This window comes from Flavobacterium soyae (assembly GCF_045348165.1).
Taxonomy (GTDB): Bacteria; Bacteroidota; Bacteroidia; order Flavobacteriales; family Flavobacteriaceae; genus Flavobacterium; species Flavobacterium soyae.
The window spans coordinates 4,267,935-4,286,627 of sequence record NZ_CP150845.1 but is presented as its reverse complement, the minus strand read 5'-3'; the positions used below and the strand labels follow the sequence as shown (position 1 = coordinate 4,286,627).

At 35.8% G+C, this 18,693-nt stretch carries 8 protein-coding genes; all 8 read left to right on the top strand.

Going from position 1 to position 18,693, the window contains the following annotated elements; translation table 11 throughout:
* Positions 1-4: 4 nt before the first annotated feature.
* The 8 genes from AABD74_RS18085 to AABD74_RS18050 all read left to right on the top strand — a co-directional run bounded on the left by AABD74_RS18085 (position 5) and on the right by AABD74_RS18050 (position 18,595).
* A complete protein-coding gene (locus AABD74_RS18085) occupies positions 5-3,109 on the top strand; it encodes a SusC/RagA family TonB-linked outer membrane protein (RefSeq protein ID WP_406843816.1) in 3,105 nt (1,034 codons plus the stop codon).
* 21 nt (positions 3,110-3,130) lie between these two features.
* Positions 3,131-4,822 carry a RagB/SusD family nutrient uptake outer membrane protein gene (locus AABD74_RS18080; protein WP_406843815.1) on the top strand — a complete coding sequence of 564 codons (1,692 nt, stop codon included), beginning with the start codon at positions 3,131-3,133 and terminating at the stop codon, positions 4,820-4,822.
* Between the two features lie 179 nt (positions 4,823-5,001).
* Positions 5,002-5,907, top strand: coding sequence for a carbohydrate kinase family protein (locus AABD74_RS18075; protein WP_406843814.1), 906 nt, complete (start codon positions 5,002-5,004; stop codon positions 5,905-5,907).
* Between the two features lie 266 nt (positions 5,908-6,173).
* Positions 6,174-10,214, top strand: a complete 4,041-nt coding sequence (locus tag AABD74_RS18070) for a two-component regulator propeller domain-containing protein (protein WP_406843813.1) — start codon at positions 6,174-6,176, stop codon at positions 10,212-10,214.
* Positions 10,215-10,866: 652 nt separating this feature from the next.
* A complete protein-coding gene (locus AABD74_RS18065; protein WP_406843812.1) occupies positions 10,867-12,264 on the top strand; it encodes a hypothetical protein in 1,398 nt (465 codons plus the stop codon).
* 45 nt (positions 12,265-12,309) lie between these two features.
* Positions 12,310-15,342, top strand: a complete 3,033-nt coding sequence (locus AABD74_RS18060; protein ID WP_406843811.1) for a SusC/RagA family TonB-linked outer membrane protein — start codon at positions 12,310-12,312, stop codon at positions 15,340-15,342.
* A 12-nt stretch (positions 15,343-15,354) separates the two neighbouring features.
* Positions 15,355-16,956, top strand: a complete 1,602-nt coding sequence (locus AABD74_RS18055) for a RagB/SusD family nutrient uptake outer membrane protein (RefSeq protein WP_406843810.1) — start codon at positions 15,355-15,357, stop codon at positions 16,954-16,956.
* A gap of 1 nt (position 16,957) precedes the next feature.
* A complete protein-coding gene (locus tag AABD74_RS18050; RefSeq protein WP_406843809.1) occupies positions 16,958-18,595 on the top strand; it encodes a glycoside hydrolase in 1,638 nt (545 codons plus the stop codon).
* The last annotated feature ends 98 nt before the right edge of the window (positions 18,596-18,693 follow it).

Genomic DNA, 18,693 nt, shown 5'->3' with positions numbered 1-18,693 from the left:
AACTATGAAAACCAAAATTATTTATTTTCTATTTTTCTTTTTTCCGATGCTGATTATGACAGCGCAGGAAGGAGGAATTAAAGGAACAGTAATTTCGTCAGATGACGGAATGCCGCTTCCGGGAGCGACTGTAATTATCTCTGGTACAAATACCAGTACAGCGACAGATTTTGATGGAAATTTTTCTTTCCAGGAAATCAGTTCAGACGCCGTAATTGTTGTTTCTTTTATCGGATTTACACCGCAGTCAATTTCTGTTAAAGGAGAAAAAACATTAAAAATCATTTTAAAACTCGATAACAATCAACTGAATGAAGTTGTTGTAACAGGATATTCAAAACAAAAGAAAACGGATATTACCGGAGCAGTTGCTGTTGTAAACATGAAGGAAGTCATGAAACAGCCGGAACCAAACCCAATTAAAGCGTTACAAGGAAGAGTAGCGGGGGTGAAAATTTCGTCTGACGGATCTCCGAGCGGTGCCAATACAAAAGTGGTGATTCGTGGTGTAGGAACTTTAAACAACACAGATCCGCTTTATGTAATTGACGGAATGCCAACCAAGTCTGGAATGCAGGAATTAAACCCGAATGACATTGAAACAATTCAGGTTTTAAAAGATGCTTCTTCGGCAAGTATTTATGGTTCCCGTGCTTCAAACGGTGTAATTATCATTACGACCAAAAAAGGAAAAGAAGGCAAAATGAGGATTAATTTTAGCACTTATACTTCCATTTCAAATTATTCGAGAAAGCTGGATGTGATGAATGCGAACCAATTTGGTCAGGCTCTATGGCAGGCCAATATTAATGACGGCTTAAACCCGAACAATAATAACCTGCGTTACCAGTTTGACTGGTCGGTAAATAACAATAAACCACAGCTAAACAATATTATAATTCCGGAATATTTAGATGCAGAAAAAACGCTGAAATCCTCTGATACTGATTGGTACGACGCGATTTCGCAAACCGGAATTGCCGAATCTTATGATTTGTCAGTTTCAAATGCATCAGATAAAGGAAGTTATGTTTTTTCTTTGGGCTATTATGAAAATGAAGGCGTTGTAAAAACAACTGATTTTGAAAGAATTTCCGCCAGAATGAATGGTTCTTATAAATATTTTGACGGCAAATTAGTTATCGGAGAAAACTTCAGTTTCAATCGTACCAACGAAGTTACTGATCCCGGAGTTTTAGAACAGGCTCTTCGCGCTGTGCCAATTATTCCGGTACATACCGTTGACGGAAAAGGCTGGGGCGGACCTGTAGGCGGAATGAATGACAGACAAAATCCGGTTCGTCTTTTAGAATATAATAAAGACAATAAATACGATTATTTACGTCTTTTTGGTAATGCGTATGCCGATTTAGAAATCATCAAAAATCTTCACGTCAAAACCAGTTTTGGTATCGATTACGGGTTTTACAAAAAACGGACTTTACAAAGAAGTTATAAATCGGGTTATCTGCAAAACGATCAGACATCGGTTACAATTGATCAATCGGTGAGCGATAAATGGACCTGGACAAATACTGCAATTTATAGTTTGAATTTCGGAAAAAGCAATTTGAATTTAATGGCTGGAACCGAGATGTACAAAGACATTTACGACACAACAACTTTGCGCAAAAACGACTTTTTGATCGAAACACCAGATTATATGTATCCTGATGCAGGAACTGGAGAATCGTTTACAAGCGGAACATCAACTACATATTCATTACTTTCTTACTTTGGAAAAGCAGATTATGAGTTTGATAATCGTTATTTGCTTTCGGCTACAATTCGTCGTGATGGTTCTTCCCGTTTTGGGAAAAATAATCAATTCGGAACCTTTCCGGCAGTTTCGGCAGGATGGAGAATCAGTAATGAAAATTTCATTAAAAATAATGCCCCTGTTTTCTCAGATTTAAAATTAAGAGCAGGATGGGGACAAACCGGAAATCAGGAAATTAGTAATACAGCCGTTTACAGTCTTTATTTGGCTAGTTACGCCGGCGGAAGTCCAACCTGGGCAACTTCTTATGGTACGGCTTATGACATTGCAGGAAACGGAAACGGTTTGCTTCCGTCCGGTTTTATCGCAACGCAATCTGGAAATGATGATTTAAAATGGGAAACGACTACACAAACCAACATCGGTTTAGATTTTGGATTATTCAAACAAAAATTAAGCGGATCTGTTGATTATTACATCAAAAAAACAGAAGACATTTTGGTTTTACCGCCTTATTTAGGAGTAATTGGCGAAGGTGGAAATCGCTGGGTAAATGGCGCCTCGATGGAAAATAAAGGATGGGAATTTTCTTTAGGATATCATGATGAAACTTCTTTTGGATTAAAATATGATATTTCTGCTAATGTTTCGGCAAACAAAAACAAGATTACACAATTGCCGGATGAAGTAAAAAACAATTATGGCGGTGACGGATTAAACGATAATATTTTAGGCCGACCAATCAATTCTATGTACGGCTATGTGGCTGACGGATTGTTTAAAAGTCAGGGCGAAGTAGACAATTCGGCTAATCAGGAAGGAAAAGGCCTTGGAAGAATTCGCTACAAAGATTTAAATGGAGACGGAACCATTACAGATAAAGATCGTACCTGGATTGGAAATCCAAACCCAGGGTTGCTTTACGGTTTTAATTTAGGATTAGGATATAAAAATTGGGATTTCACTACTTTCTGGGAAGGAGCAAGTAATGTTGACGTAATTAATAATATAAAATACCAAACTGATTTTTGGAGTGTTGATGACGTAGGTTCTAACAAAGGAACTCGTTTGTTAAACGCCTGGTCTTTAGATAATCCAAATTCTACAATTCCGGCTTTAACAACTGTAGATCGAAATGCAGAATCAAGATTCTCTACTTATTATGTTGAGAATGGAAACTATCTTAAACTACGTGTTTTACAATTTGGCTACAGCCTGCCAAAAGATTTATTGAAAAAAATGAATTTCGACAGCTTTAGATTTTACATCAGCGGTCAGAATTTATTGATCATTGATGCTAAAAGTTTTACAGGTGTAGACCCTGAAAATGCGGGATTTGGATATCCGCAGCCAACCACTTTTACGGCGGGGCTTAATTTTACATTATAATAAAAGTTTAAATCTAAAGACATGAAAAAAATACTATATATAGCAGGATTTTTAGTGATGGGAATCATCACTTCCTGTTCAGATTTTCTTGAAAATGACCCGCGTGGCGTTTTATCTGAAGAAGATATTGTGACACCGGAATCAGTAGAAGGATTTATGAATGCAGCCTATGCACAATTAGGAAATGACCATTATGACTCGCCATACAGTTTGTGGCCATTTGGAAATGTTCGTTCTGATGATGCTTATAAAGGCGGAAGCGGAACTAACGATATTCAGGATTTTCACTTTTTTGAAGTTTCAAATAATATCAGACCTGATTTTGGTGAATTAGATTCTTTTTGGTACATCAGTTATGTAGGAGTTTCAAGAGCCAATAAAGCTTTGAAAGCATTAGAGCAAATTTCGGAAGCTGATTATCCGTTGAAAAAAACACGTATGGCCGAAATGCGTTTTTTAAGAGGACATTTTTATTTTATGCTGAAAATCATGTTCAGAAACATTCCTTATATCACTGAAGATATTCCTGTGGAAGATTACAAAACGATTTCAAACAAAGCACTTACAAACGAAGAACTTTGGAACAAAATTGCTGAAGATTTTCAGGCTGCTGCCGATAATCTGCCGGAAACACAGCCGCAAGTTGGGCGTGCCACTCAAAAATCTGCTTATGCTTATTTAGCAAAAACGCGTTTGTATCAGGCTTATACACAAGACGAAACATTTGCCGTTACAGGAATCAATCAGCAGCATTTGCAGGAAGTAATTGCAGCGACCGATAAAGTAATTGGGAAAGCAAGTTTAGAACCTGATTATGCCAATAACTTTTTGCCGGGAACTTATGAAAACGGAGCAGAATCAATCTTTTCAATTCAATTTTCAGACAATGACGGAACTTTATACGGAAGATTAAATTTTTCGGATGTTCTTTCGACTCCGCAAGGTTTAGGATGCTGCGATTTTCATAAACCAAGTCAAAACTTAGTAAATGCTTTTAAAACCGGAACAAACGGTTTGCCGGAATTTGATACCTACAACAATCAGGATTTTGATTATAAAAACATAAATGCAAATACAGTCGATCCAAGATTATATCACACCGTTGCAATGCCCGGCCTGCCTTATAAATATGATCCTGAATTTTTATATGTTGAAGCCTGGGTACGATCTCCGGGAACGTACGGATATTTTGCTTCTTTAAAAGAAAACGTAGCTCCAAGCTGCAGCTGTGTAGTGAATATTGATCCGTTTTATGGAAATTCAAAAAACAGAATCCAGATTCGTTATGCCGATGTGATTTTAATGCGTGCCGAAGCTCTGATTGAATCAGGAAGACAAGTAGAAGCTTTACCGTTAATTAATCAAATTAGAGAAAGAGCGGCGCAGAGTACAGGAAGATTACCATATGTAAACAACTTTAAAATCAACACTTATGTTGATGGAGTGAATTGCAACTGGACACAAGAGTTTGCCCGTAAAGCCATGCGTTGGGAACGTCGTTTAGAACTGGCGATGGAAGGAAATCGTTTCTTTGATTTAGTTCGCTGGGGCGTTACAGATCAGGTATTAAATGACTTTTATGCTGGAGAAAAAACAAAACGAACCTATTATCAGGATGCCTTTTTTGATGCTCATAAAGAAGAGTATTGCCCAATTCCGTTAAAACAAATTAATTTCAGTCAGGGATTATACAAACAAAATCCAGGTTATTAATGATTAGAATGATTTGAAATTGTTGCTTAACTTTACATTAACGGAAAAGCGGCTTTAACGAATCGTATTTACAGAAGAGACAAAAATAAATGAGGTTTAACTGCTGAAGGATAAAACGGCATTTTTTCTAACCTTCAGATTATACAAACAGAATAATAGTAATATAAAATAATTTTAGAATGAATAACGGAGAAAATCTTAAAGCAGTAGCTTATGGAGAGGTACTTTGGGATGTTTTTGCCAATGAAAAAAAGATTGGCGGTGCACCTCTAAATGTGGCTTTGCGTATGAAAACATTAGGTTGCGAAGTAGCCATGATTAGCTGTGTAGGAAAAGATGAAGACGGGAAAGCGATTATTGATCAGGTAAAAAGTTTAGGACTTGAAACGAATGCTATTATACAGACAGAAAATTTTGCAACCGGATTAGTAAACGTGACACTGAATGAACGTGGTTCTGCGAGTTATGAAATCAGTTATCCATCGGCCTGGGATAAAATTGTATTGAACGATTCTGCTAAAAACTTAGCCGCCAATGCTGATGTTTTAATTTACGGAAGTTTGGTCTGCAGAGACGAAGTATCAAGACAATCTCTGGAAGAATTGCTGCAAACCAATGCTTATAAGGTTTTTGATGTCAATTTAAGAAAACCCCATTATTCGTATAAAATCCTGGAACAATTAATGCATTCAGCCAATTTTATAAAGTTTAATGATGAAGAATTGTTAGAGATTGCCGCAGCAATGCAATCGCCTTTTGTAAGTTTAGAAGACAATATGCATTTTATTGCAAAAAAAACTAAAGTAACCGCTATGTGTGTAACTAAAGGTAAACACGGAGCTTTGTTAATGTGGGAAGGACAGCTTTATGAAAACGGAGGTTATCCTGTTGAAGTTGCCGACACTGTAGGAGCGGGCGATTCCTTTTTAGCAGCTTTAATAACATCATTACTTACCGGAAAAGCACCGCAGACCGCTATCGATTTTGCTTGTGCAGTAGGAGCTTTAGTTGCCGAAGCGCCGGGGGCAAACCCGGAAATTTCGAATTCTAAAATTGAAAATTTAATGTTGAAAGTTAAAGTATAGCCAGATATAATTTTAGATAAAAACCCCTTAAAAAAATATTGTTTTTAAGGGGTTTATGTTTTAAGTATTTTCGAGATATTTTATGTAATATGTGTTTCTTTTCTTAACATTATTAGTTTATAGGTATTAGTTTATTAAAAATAAACATTCAAGGTAAAATCTCATAAATAAAGAAGTTAATGTTATTTTTGTCTAGTGATTAATGTGAATTATCTATAAAATTAGCTTATAATTGTACTTTTTACAAGTAAATTAAAAATTACGTTTTGAAGCATTTTGTTTTATATATTCTACTAATAGGCTTTTCATTTTCTGGATACCCGCAAGATTATCCGGTTAAATTTCTTGATATATCCGACGGATTATCCAATAATTCCGTAACAACTATATTTCAGGACAGCGAAGGTTTTATGTGGTTTGGAACTTACGATGGCTTAAACCGATACGACGGCTACAATTTTAAAGTTTTTAGAAACCGAATCAACGACCCAAAATCATTATTGTTTAATACAATCTATGATATTGAAGGTGATTCTAAAAAAAATATCTGGGTTGGAGGTGCAAATGGTGTTTGTGTTTACAATAAAACCAATAACAGATTTAATCCTGTTCAGTTTATTTTATCGGATCAAAAGCCAAAAGTTCTAAAAGATATCATTCATCAAATGCGGTCTGTGTCTGAGAATCTGGTATTAATTGCTTCTCAAAATTTAGGCTTAATTACTTTTGAAAATGGCACTTTTGTTGGAAAACATATTCCGTTAAATGTATTGGGCAGCAGGATCAGTGTCAGCAATTATGATGCAATTGCACTTCAGGATGATAAAAAAAAGGCGCATTGCTGGGTTTACGTTAGAAATGTTGGAATTTGCAGTTACAGTTATACTTCTAAAAGTTTAAAAGTAGTTTTTCCACTTTCCAAAGAAGTAAAGGCAATGAAATTAGCTCCTGATGAAAATCTTTGGTTAGGAACTGATGAAGGACTTTTTCTTTTCAATACAAAATCTGGTGCACTTTCAGGAAATTACTTTACAGTAAAATGCAGTGTTACCGATATTCTTTTGGATAAGAAAAAAGAAATCTGGATCACAACAGACGGCTGCGGGATTTTTAAAGTGGACAGAACAAATCAAACAGCAATTGCCCAAAATAACATACAAGGTAATCAGCTGGCCAAAAGCAATTCGGTTTGGAGTTTATACGAAGATAAGTCAGGAAACAAATGGTTTGGCTCGTTACGGGGCGGAATCAGTATGTTGAGCAATACACCTAAATATTTTAAAAGCATTAGGTACAATGCAAAAGACCCTGCCGAAAACTTTATTTTGTCTTTTTGCGAAGACGAAAAAAGGAATATATGGGTGGGTACAGATGGTGCAGGTTTAAAATACTGGAACCGAAAAAATAATACGTACGTTAATTATGGCAACGCTCTTTCAAGCACTTTTATAACCGGAATTACCCGCGATAATAATAACGATATCTGGATTTCGACCTGGGCCGGAGGAATAAACCGCATTAATAAAAAAGACAATAGCGTAACACGATTTTCTTGTTACAATCCGTACACGAAACAAATTGAAAAGAATATTTGGTTTGTTTATAAAGATTCAAAAGCCAATATTTGGGCAAGTGCCACTAACGAAGGTTCTTTGTATCTTTTTGATCGTACTAAAAATAATTTTGTTCTTTTTGACAGAACCATTAATAATCTGCAATGTCTTATAGAAACTAAAGACGGGAAACTTTGGGGTGCCAATTATGGTACATTATTTTCAATAGAAAAAAATATCAGAAAGATTGTAAAAATAGCTTTTAGCAATCCAATTCGATGTATTCATGAAGACAAAGACAAAAATCTCTGGCTCGGAACACAAGAAGGCGGATTGGTATTGTATGACCGTAAAACCAATAATTTCAAGAGATTTACATCAGATGACGGACTGCCTTCAAATACCATTTTAAGATTATTAGAAGATAAGGAAGGAAACCTATGGATGAGTACTTATAATGGTGTCTGCCGATTTGATAAAAAAAGAAAAACGTTTCGCAATTTTTCTGTAAATGATGGTTTACAAAGCAACCAGTTTAGTTTTAATGCCGGACTTCAATTATCGACAGGAGAATTTCTTTTTGGCGGTATAAACGGTTTTAACGTCTTTTTTCCCGAAGCAATAAAAGGATTCAACCAAAAGAACAATGTTTTGCTGACAGATTTTTATGTTAACAATCAGCTAATAGAAGAAAGTAAAGCAGCAATTACAACCGATTCTGAAAAAATAAAAGAAGTCGAACTGGCTTACGATCAAACCACTTTATCATTAGAATTTGTTGCCTTAGATTATAATAATGCAGACAAAATAAATTATGCTTATTTTTTAGAGAACTGGGACGAGCAATGGAATTATGTGGGTCAGGCCCGAAAAGCAAATTATTCAAGACTTCCCGAAGGAAAATATACTTTTAAAGTAAAAACAACCAATTTTAAAGGCGGCTGGAACAAAGAAGTCAGCCTTGTTTCGATACAAGTCCTGCCGCCCTGGTACAGAACCTGGTGGGCCTATTTATTGTATATATTGAGTATTTCAGGACTTCTTTTCGTTTATCTGGATTATCATAAAAACAAAGAAAAACTAAAATATAAAGTAAAAATTGCAGAGTTAGAAAGCAAGAAAGAAAAGGAAATTGCCGAAAAGCAGTCTTCTATGTTTACTTATATTTCACATGAATTTAGAACACCGCTTTCGCTGATAATAAATCCGCTGAAAAAAGCAGTTCAGAAAGAAAATGTTCAAAACGGTTCTTCGGGAAGCGATTTGGCCATTGCGCACCGAAATGCCAGAAGACTTTTAAGCCTTGTAGATCAGCTGCTTCTTTTTAGAAAAGCAGAAAATGATGCCGATTCATTGCGTTTATCCCCAATAAATGTAAATAATCTTTGTAATGAAGTTTATCAATGTTTTGTAAATCAGGCAAAAGATAAAAGCATCAATTATAATTTTACAATTCCGGACCATGAAATTGTGATTATCGGCGATTATGAAAAAATTGAGATTTCGTTATTCAATTTAATGTCAAATGCCTTTAAGTACACACCAATTGGCGGAGAAATTAATTTGATAGTGACAGAAAGTGATGATGAGGTTTTTCTTGAAATCTCTGATAGCGGCGACGGAATCGAGAAAAAAGATATTGAGGTTATTTTCGAAAAATTCAAACAGATCAATTCAAAAGTTTCAATAGGAACTGGTTTTGGAATCGGACTTTTTATTGTCAAATATTTTGTAGATAAACATAAAGGCCAGGTAAGCTGCGAAAGTGAAGTAGGGAAAGGAAGTACCTTTAAACTAACTTTCCTGAAAGGAAACAGCCACTTTGAAAATGTCGAAATTACAAATGATGCTCCGCAAAGAAGTCAGTTGTTTGATGAATTAATAATTGATGATGCCGAAGAAAACAATGCAAATTCAAATAGTATAGTTTCAGAAAGTGATTTCCAAAAAATCATGCTTACTGAAAAACGCACCATTTTAATTATTGATGACAACCAGGAAATCAGAGCCTATCTGATAAAATTATTCTCAGAAAACTATGTCGTTTATAGTGCAGAAAATGGGGAAGAAGGTTTAAAACTGACCAAAAAACACATGCCGGATCTTGTAATCAGCGATATTACAATGGAAGAAATGGATGGTTTGGAATTGTGCCGAAAAATAAAAGAAAGCAACGACTTGTCTCATATACCCGTAATTCTGCTGACCGCATCAAAAAATCCTGAAACCCACTTACAGGGAATAAATGATGGCGCCGATGATTATATCACAAAACCATTTGATGATGATATACTCAAAGCACGTGTAGAATCTTTACTGCGAAACCGAAGCAACCTGCGTACTTATTTCTTAGACAGCATTACACTAAAAGAAAATACCCAGAAAGTTCCGGTAGAATATCAGGAAATGCTAAAAAAATGTATTGATATTGTAGAAGCCAATATTCATAAAAGAGATTTTACAATCAAAAACTTTGCCCTCGAAATGGGAATGAGCCACAGAACACTTTATACAAAAATCAAGATTATTTCGGGACAGACTTTAAATGCTTTTATACGTTCAGTTCGTATTCGAAGAGCGGCCATGTTAATGCTGACCGAAGATATGAATATTACTCAGGCAAGTGCCGAAGTAGGATTTGAAGACCCAAAATATTTCAGACAGCAGTTTGTAAAACTCTTCGGAATGACGCCATCAGAATATATTAAAAAGTACAAGAGTTCCTTCAACTCAGATCTCAATATTATCAAATAAGTTAAGCTAAAAATGCCTGTTTTTATCCATTATCTTTACTCTTTTGTAACAGATACAGTCTTATCTTTATATAAATTCAAACGTTTAAGTGATAAAAGTGATTAAAAATAATAATTATGTAATGTTTAAAAATATGTAAGTATTTTTTTGTAGTTCGTAATTTTTAACTCAAAATAATGGTTAATTACAAATTTGACCTCCTTTTTTTTCCATTTTACCCCTGTTAGAGAGTGTGAATTAAACATTTCTTTGCAGTAATAGTAATGAAGTTAGTCGCATTGCTATACTAAAATCATAAGTGTTTGTTTCGATAAGTTTTTATCAGTTTAAAGAATTGAGCCTTCTTTAAATATTGAGTAAGAGTTGGTTTTACAATATAACTTATCATACCCGCAGCTTAAAAACTGCGGGTAAAATAACAAACAAAGACATTTTAAAAAAGTAAAAAGAACAAAGAAGAAAGAAAAAAGGAAAAAAATATACTAACAATTAACCAAACTCACCAATATGAAAATAACCAGATAATCATTTGCAGTCTGTTTTTTGCCTCATGAACAGACAATCAAAATTTAAAAATTGACCTACAAGTTTAAACCAACTTACGTTTTTAGAAAAAAACAAACTAACTAAACCTAACCTTAAAAATTAAGAAATGAAAAAAAATGTATTTTTATTTTTTCTTACCCTTTTTGCCATCTTTTTTACCGGATGCCAAAATAACGAATCAGGATTTCCAAGTTCTGATGATCCTACGGTAGTTGTATCAACAAAAGAAATTTATGGTGCACCAAGCAGAAAATTTGAAATTAAAGCCGCTCTGGCTGATGACTTAGGATTAAAAAGCGTAGAGATTCAAATTCCAGAATTATCGCTTGATAAAGTAATCTCATTTGCAACAGATCCTCTTTTAAAATCATACGATTTGAGTTATTTTTTCGAAGTTCCGGCAAACAGAGGAACTTCTGAAGCATTCAAAATAAAACTTACCATTACAGACGTTTCCGGAAATGCAGTAAATGAAGAAATTAATTTACGTCTGGACGGCGAATTTGCTGCTCCTTCAATAACAATGGTTACTCCAAAAGAAGGATCCGTTATCTTATTATCAACAAGCAATGAAATGCCGGTAAACTTTGCGGTAAATGACGATTCAGGAATTGATTATGTTCAGGTTAAATGTGCTGCGCTTGGCATTGATGAAACCGTTCAGTTAACAGGATCGCCTCAATCTTATACTTTTAATAAAACTTATACACTGCCTGTAACTGCAGCTGATTACGTATTGACAATTACAGCAAAAGATAAATTTGCGATTCCGAATACAGGAACATTAAACATAAATATTGTGGCTACAAATGAGTATCCTGCAATTTATTTATGCGACCAGCCAAAAGGTACAAACCTAACGACAGATGCAGTTGGAGTTCCGATGTATTTCCACGAAAAAAACGGACAGGATTTTGAATTTAAATACTATGCAGATACAGACAATAAAGAAATTTATTTCTTAGGCCAGGAATCAGATTTTGCCCCACATTGTTTTGGTTTAAATGCGTCTGGAGAATTAGTAGACGATGTTGCTTCAACCGCAGTTATTCTGCCAACAAAAGGATATTATATTATTAAAGTAAATCCAAACACTTTAAAATATACTGCAACGAAATATACACCTTCGAGCAAAGTCTGGGCTGATGTTGCCAACGGATTATGGCATGACGACGAAGCTTTAAGAAAACCTTTCGTAAGCGTTTGCGGAGGCGGAATCGACGGTGCAAACTGGGATACCTGGAATGCGTGGGTTGTGAAAAAACTTCACTTAGCCAATAATCCAGCCAATCCTTATCAATTAGTTGGAGAGTATACCTTAACCGGAACTATGGAAGGAACTTTTACAGGTCAATGGTGGAGTCCGTCATGGAGATTAATTAAAAATGGTATTTGTACCATGTCGCCGGGAGAAAACGGAAACGCTAAATACCCAGCAGCGGCCGGAGTTTATAAAGTAGTTCTTGATACAGAGTTAGAGAGAGTTTTTATAACAAAGAAATAATTTGTTATTACGCTTTTATAACATTAATAAATAAAACATCTAAATATGAAATTTAAATATATATGGTTTTTTATTGCCCTTTTGTGTACAGCTGTATCATTTGGACAAATAAAAATAAAAGGAACTGTTAAGGACAAAGGAAATGTACCAATTCCCGGAGTAAACGTAAATGTAAAAGGAGCTTCAACATCTGCAGCAACTGATTTTGACGGGAATTATACAATCAATGTTCCAAACAAAAATGCTCAAATTGAGTTTTCATTTGTAGGTTTTACAACTCAGGTTTTAGCTGTTGGCGATAAAACCGAGATCAATGTCATTCTTCAGGAATCAAGCCAGGCGTTAGACGAAATTGTGGTTGTAGGTTATGCTTCTGTAAAAAAGAGCACTGTAACGAGTTCTATTTCTTCTATAAAAGGAAAAGAATTACAAACTATGACAGTAGGTAACGTAACTGAATCATTGCAGGGAAAAGTTTCCGGAGTTCAGGTTACAGGACAGGGAGGTCCCGGTGCGCAGCCAAGAGTTTTAATTCGTGGAATTTCTACTGTAAACTTAAGTACAGACCCGCTTTATGTAGTAGACGGAATCCCAATGGGAACCAGCATCAATTTCTTAAGCAATAATGAGATTGAGTCTATGGAAGTTTTAAAAGATGCTTCTGCAAGTGCAATTTATGGTTCTCGTGCATCAAACGGAGTTATCCTGATTACGACTAAAAAGGGCAAAGCAGGTAAAACCAGATTTAATTTTGATTTGAGTTCTGGTATGCAGATTATGAAAAACCCATATGATATGGCTGATGCCGAAGGTTATGCAACGATCATGAATACAGCATACAACAATTCAGGCTATTCAGATTATCTGCCAAATCCTTCTCAGTATAAAGGAAAAACAACAGACTGGTGGAGAGCCGGAATTAAAACAGGAACACCTGTTACCAATGCCTCTTTTGGAGTAAGCGGAGGTTCAGACAAACATACTTATGCGATAAGTCTGAATTACTATAACTCAGAGTCTATGTACGGAATAGGCGGATGGGAAAGAGTAACGATGAGAATTGCAAATGATTTTAAATTCTCTGATAAATTCTCAGCTGGAATCACTTTAAACCCTCGTTATGAAACTTGGGGATCTCCTGGAAACTGGGCAGATTTTGATAAAATTGATCCAATTACGCCAATTTACAAACCTGCCAGTCAGTTAACAGGATTAGAAAATGAATACAGTATTTACGCCCGTTCTCCATCGTATGTATGGAATCCGGTTGCAGCCGTAAACCGTTATGATGATTACACAGATCAGTACAACTTAAATACAAACGGATATTTACAATATGAACCAATAAAAGGTTTAGTAATTCGTACACAGGCTTCTGTTGAAGTTGGAGATAAAATTTGGAGCAAATTTACTCCGGATTTCGAAATTGACGCGGCACACGAAAAAGCTGAAATCAATACCATCGAAAGAAAAGCAACAAACAATGTAGACTGGACATGGCAGAATACTGCAACGTATACCAAAACATTTGCAGACAAACACAATGCTTCTTTAATGATTGGTAACACTATGGAGGAGTATAACGGAAATGATGTTTGGGGTTATGGAGAAGGAGTTCCTAACAATTCAGAATCTATGAGAGAATTAAATGCTGCGACTAAAAACCGTAATAGCGGCGGTAACAGCTGGTCAAGTTCTTTAATGTCTTACATTTCTCGTTTTTCGTATAATTACGATGGTAAATATTATTTTACAGGAACATTCAGACGAGATGGTTCTTCAAAATTTATGACCAATAACAAATGGGCAAATTTCCCTTCAGCTTCAGTTTCATGGAGAATTTTAAATGAAGGGTTTATGGAAAAAACAAAAGACGTATTAAGCGATTTAAGATTTAGAGCAGGATGGGGTAAAGTAGGAAATCAAAATTTACCAAGTGCTGTTTATCAGTCAAATATCGGACAGGGATTTTATATAATTAACGGGCAGGTTGTCGATACTTCTTTCCCTTCTTCTATGGCCAATAAAGATATTAAATGGGAAACGGTTGAAGATGTCAGCTTTGGAATTGATTTCGGATTATGGAAAAATAAACTTTCAGGATCATTAGAATACTATCAAAAGAAAACAAACGATATGTTATTCCTAAAACAGTTTCCAACATACAGCGGATTCCCTGGATATTCTACAATGTGGACAAACGTTGGTTCAATGCAGTCAAGCGGTATCGATTTATTGCTTTCATATAAAGATAAAAAAGGCGATTTTTCTTATGGTGTAGACTTAACTTTTACAACTGTAAATGTCGAAATGCTGTCATTATCATCTGAGGGAGAAAAATTATACGGATCAAGCAACAGAACTTTAACTGTAAAAGGCGAAGAACCGGGATATTTCTACGGATATGTTGCTGATGGTTTATTCCAAAATCAAACAGAGTTAAATTCTCATACAGACGAACATGGTACAAAATTACAACCATATGCACAGTTAGGAGATGTTCGTTTTAAAGATGTTAACGGTGACGGAAAACTGGACGAAAAAGACAGAACAAAAATTGGTTCTCCTTGGGCAGATTACAATGTAGGTTTGAATTTCAATTTTGGTTATAAAGGATTTGATTTAGTAGCAAACTTTTATTCAAGTATTGGAAATGATATCGTAAACCAAAACATTTCAGATTTATACAATGGAGCTAGTCTAACAAACAAAGTAAACGGATTAGATCAAATGGCTTGGCATGGAGAAGGTACTTCAAACTACATTCCGCGTTTATCAAAAGACGACAATAATGAGAACTACACTAAATTCTCTTCATTGTATGTTGAAGATGGTTCATTTGTACGTTTGAAAAACTTACAGTTAGGTTATTCATTCTACAACAAATTTGGTTTAGATAAATTGAGATTATCATTGTCAGGTCAGAACATATGGACATGGACAAACTACACAGGGGTTGATCCTGAGGTAGCTGGTGGAGATCCTAATAAAGGGGACAGTGTTAAAGGATCAGGTTTTGGCGGATGGAATTATCCTGTACAGCCAACAATTTTGATGGGTCTTAATGTTGCATTTTAATAAAAAACGATCATGAAAAAAATAATAGTATCCATAATAGCTTTAGCTGTATTTACAGTTTCTTGTGACGATTTTATCGAAAAAGAAGAAAGAGGAACGCAGACTTTAGAAAATTATTTTCAAACTGCACAGGAATGTGAAAATTATACCAACGAATTAACCCGCAGATTGTTAATTACTAATGATTGGTATACCTTACTTGCTCCTCGATTAGTTAGCGAAACCGCGACAGATGATGCCTGGATGGGGAATACAGGTCAAGACAGCGGAGCATTCAGACCTTGTGCGCAGTATTTAGTTACTCCTGATAATATGGGAGCTATGAACAGCATTTATACAGCGCATTTCTATACGATTCAATCGGCAAATATTGGTTTAGAGAAAATGGCTTTATCACCAATTTCTGATTCTCAAAAAAATCAATATATGGGAGAATCATTATTTGCCCGTGCGTATTGCTACTACGAATTGGTAAACCTTTTTGGCGGAGTTCCTTTATATACAAAATCTTTAGGAACAGGCGACTTGAATTTACAGCGCAGCTCTGCAGCAGATGTTTATGCTCAAATTGAAGCAGACCTTAAAGATGCAGCAGCAAAATTAGAAAGCGCTCCTGTAGCAAGAAACGGAAGAATAAACAAATGGGCTGCATATGCATTACTGGCTCGTGTTACATTATTTCAGGAAAAATGGGCTGATGCCAAATTATATTCAAACAAAGTAATTACTGAAGGACCATTTCAATTAGAATCTGATTTCTTAAATATATGGAATGTAAACAATCATAACGGAGTTGAATCAATTCTTGAAGCGCAGTCATCATCTGTACAAGACAAAAATTTAGGGTCTATGTTACCTACTTTCTCCGGAGCAAGAGGTGAAGACAAGAAAAATTTTCCAAGTAATGATGCCGCAGATGTTATTGACGGATGGGGATGGTGTATGCCAACCAGTGATTTAGAAAACGCTTATTTATCTGAAAATGATGTTATTCGCCGCAGAAGCACCATTACAAAATGGGGAGAAGCCGCTTACGGGGATGAAGTTTTAAATCCAACACATAAATTCAGCTTAAACGATAATAAATCAGGACGTATCTGCCGTAAATATTATATTCCAATAGCAACACGTCGTGCATTAGATAAAAAAGACGGACACTTACCATTAAATGTTCCGTTGATTCGTCTGGCAGAAATGTATTTAACAAGAGCAGAAGCCAACTACCATACAGGCGGAGATGCTTTGGCAGATATTAATATCATCAGAGCGCGTGTTCAGTTAACTCCAAAAACAGGAATTTCTGGCCCAACGCTTTTAAAACAAATTTACAAAGAGCGTCGTTTAGAATTAGCTTTTGAAGGATTACGTTTATTTGATATTCGTCGTGAAAAAGACCCAACAACCGGAAGACCGGTAATCGAATCTCTAATGGGGCCAAATGGGACTTTTGTTCAATACAATTTGAATTCTACAGATCCGTATGAAACTACAAATACCAGAGAATCACAAGACAAAGGAATCAATTTTAGTCCGGCTAAAAATTTATTATGGCCAATACCACAGTTAGAAATTGACTTAAGCGGCGGATTAATTACTCAAAACCCTGGTTATTAAAATGAAGTTTAACAAACAAAATAAAGTAAGTCTGCTATGTGCAGGCTTACTTTTCGCAAATACTTTTTTAGTAAGCTGTGACTCTGAAAATAACGGAGATTCAGATTCAGGATCTTCTGCAGCAGAATTAAGTATCAATCTGGATGCAAATCTTCAAACAATGGAAAGCTTTGGAGCTTCTGATGCATGGCAGTGTAACTTTATTGGAAAAAACTGGCCTTCAGACAAAAGAAACAAAATAGCCGATTTATTGTTCAGCAAAGATTTTGATGCCGATGGAAACCCAAAAGGAATCGGGTTATCATTATGGCGTTTTAATCTGGGAGCAGGAAGTTCAGAGCAAGGCGATGCCAGCGATATTACGGATGAATGGAGACGTACAGAATGTTTTACAACAGATGGTGTAAGTTATAATATGAACAAACAAGCCGGACAGGTTTGGTTTATGAAAGCTGCCAGAGAACGCGGTGTTGAAAAATTACTGGCTTTTGCAAATAGTGCGCCGGTTTACTTAACCCAAAATGGAAAAGCACACGCAACCATCAAAGAGTTCTACAATTTAAAAGATGGAAAAATGCCAGATTTGGCTGATTTCTGGGCAAATTCTTTAGATAAATTAAAAACAGAGCAAGGTTTAACAATCGATTATGTAAGTCCGTTTAATGAACCGCAATACGAGTGGGACGGAACAAATCAGGAAGGTTCTCCTGCGACAAATGCCAATATTTACAGCTTTGTAAATATTCTGTCTCCAAAATTACAGTCAAAAGGAGTTGCAGCACAAATTGTAGTTGGCGAAGCAGGTGCTTATGAACCATTGTATAAAACAGTTTCGGGTAAAGAAAGCAGATCAAACCAAATCGATTATTTCTTTGGAGCCAATTCAGCTAAAAAAATCAGTGGATTAAGCAACGTAAAGAAAACTATTTCTGCACACAGTTACTGGCAGGCATGGCCTTTAAGCGAAATGGTTTCTTCAAGACAAAAAGCGGCTTCAGGAATTCAGGGAGCCGGAAATATAAGCCTTTGGTCATCTGAATACTGCGTTCTGGAAAATCCGGGAACTGCAGAATTACCAGGCGGAGCAGGAGCAGGAAGAGATTTAGGAATGTCGCTGGCACTTTGGACAGCTCGTATTATCAATACAGATATTGCGGTTGGAGGAGTTACTTCATGGCAGTGGTGGACAGCTATTAGCCGCGGTGATTACAAAGACGGTTTAATTCACGTAGACGATGGCGCAAGCAACGGTGCCGGAAATTCAGATTATTGCAAAAATGATGGTTATATTAGAGATTCAAAAACACTTTGGGCATTAGGAAATTTTTCATTTTTCGTAAAACCGGGAATGGTAAGAGTGCAGATTCCTAGTGTAGATAATGCCGCTTCTGTTAATGATGTAATGGTAACTGCATACAAAGATGTCGCAAATAAAAAGCTGGTTGTTGTTGCTGTTAACATCAGCAAATCGGCGAAAGCCTATAAATTAAACCTTGCCGGAGGGACATTAACCGATAATAAATTAACGCCATACACAACTTCTGAAACCTTAAGCCTGAAAAAAGGAACCGCTGTTGATGCTGCTAATATTCAAATTCCTGCGAGGGCTGTAGTTACCTACGTTGGAAGTTATAAGTAAGATATTTTACGCATTCATGTTATCCGCAATTTTTGTCATTTCGACGTAAGGAGAAATCGCACTCGTTAATCGACAAAGATTGGCGACATACTTTGCGG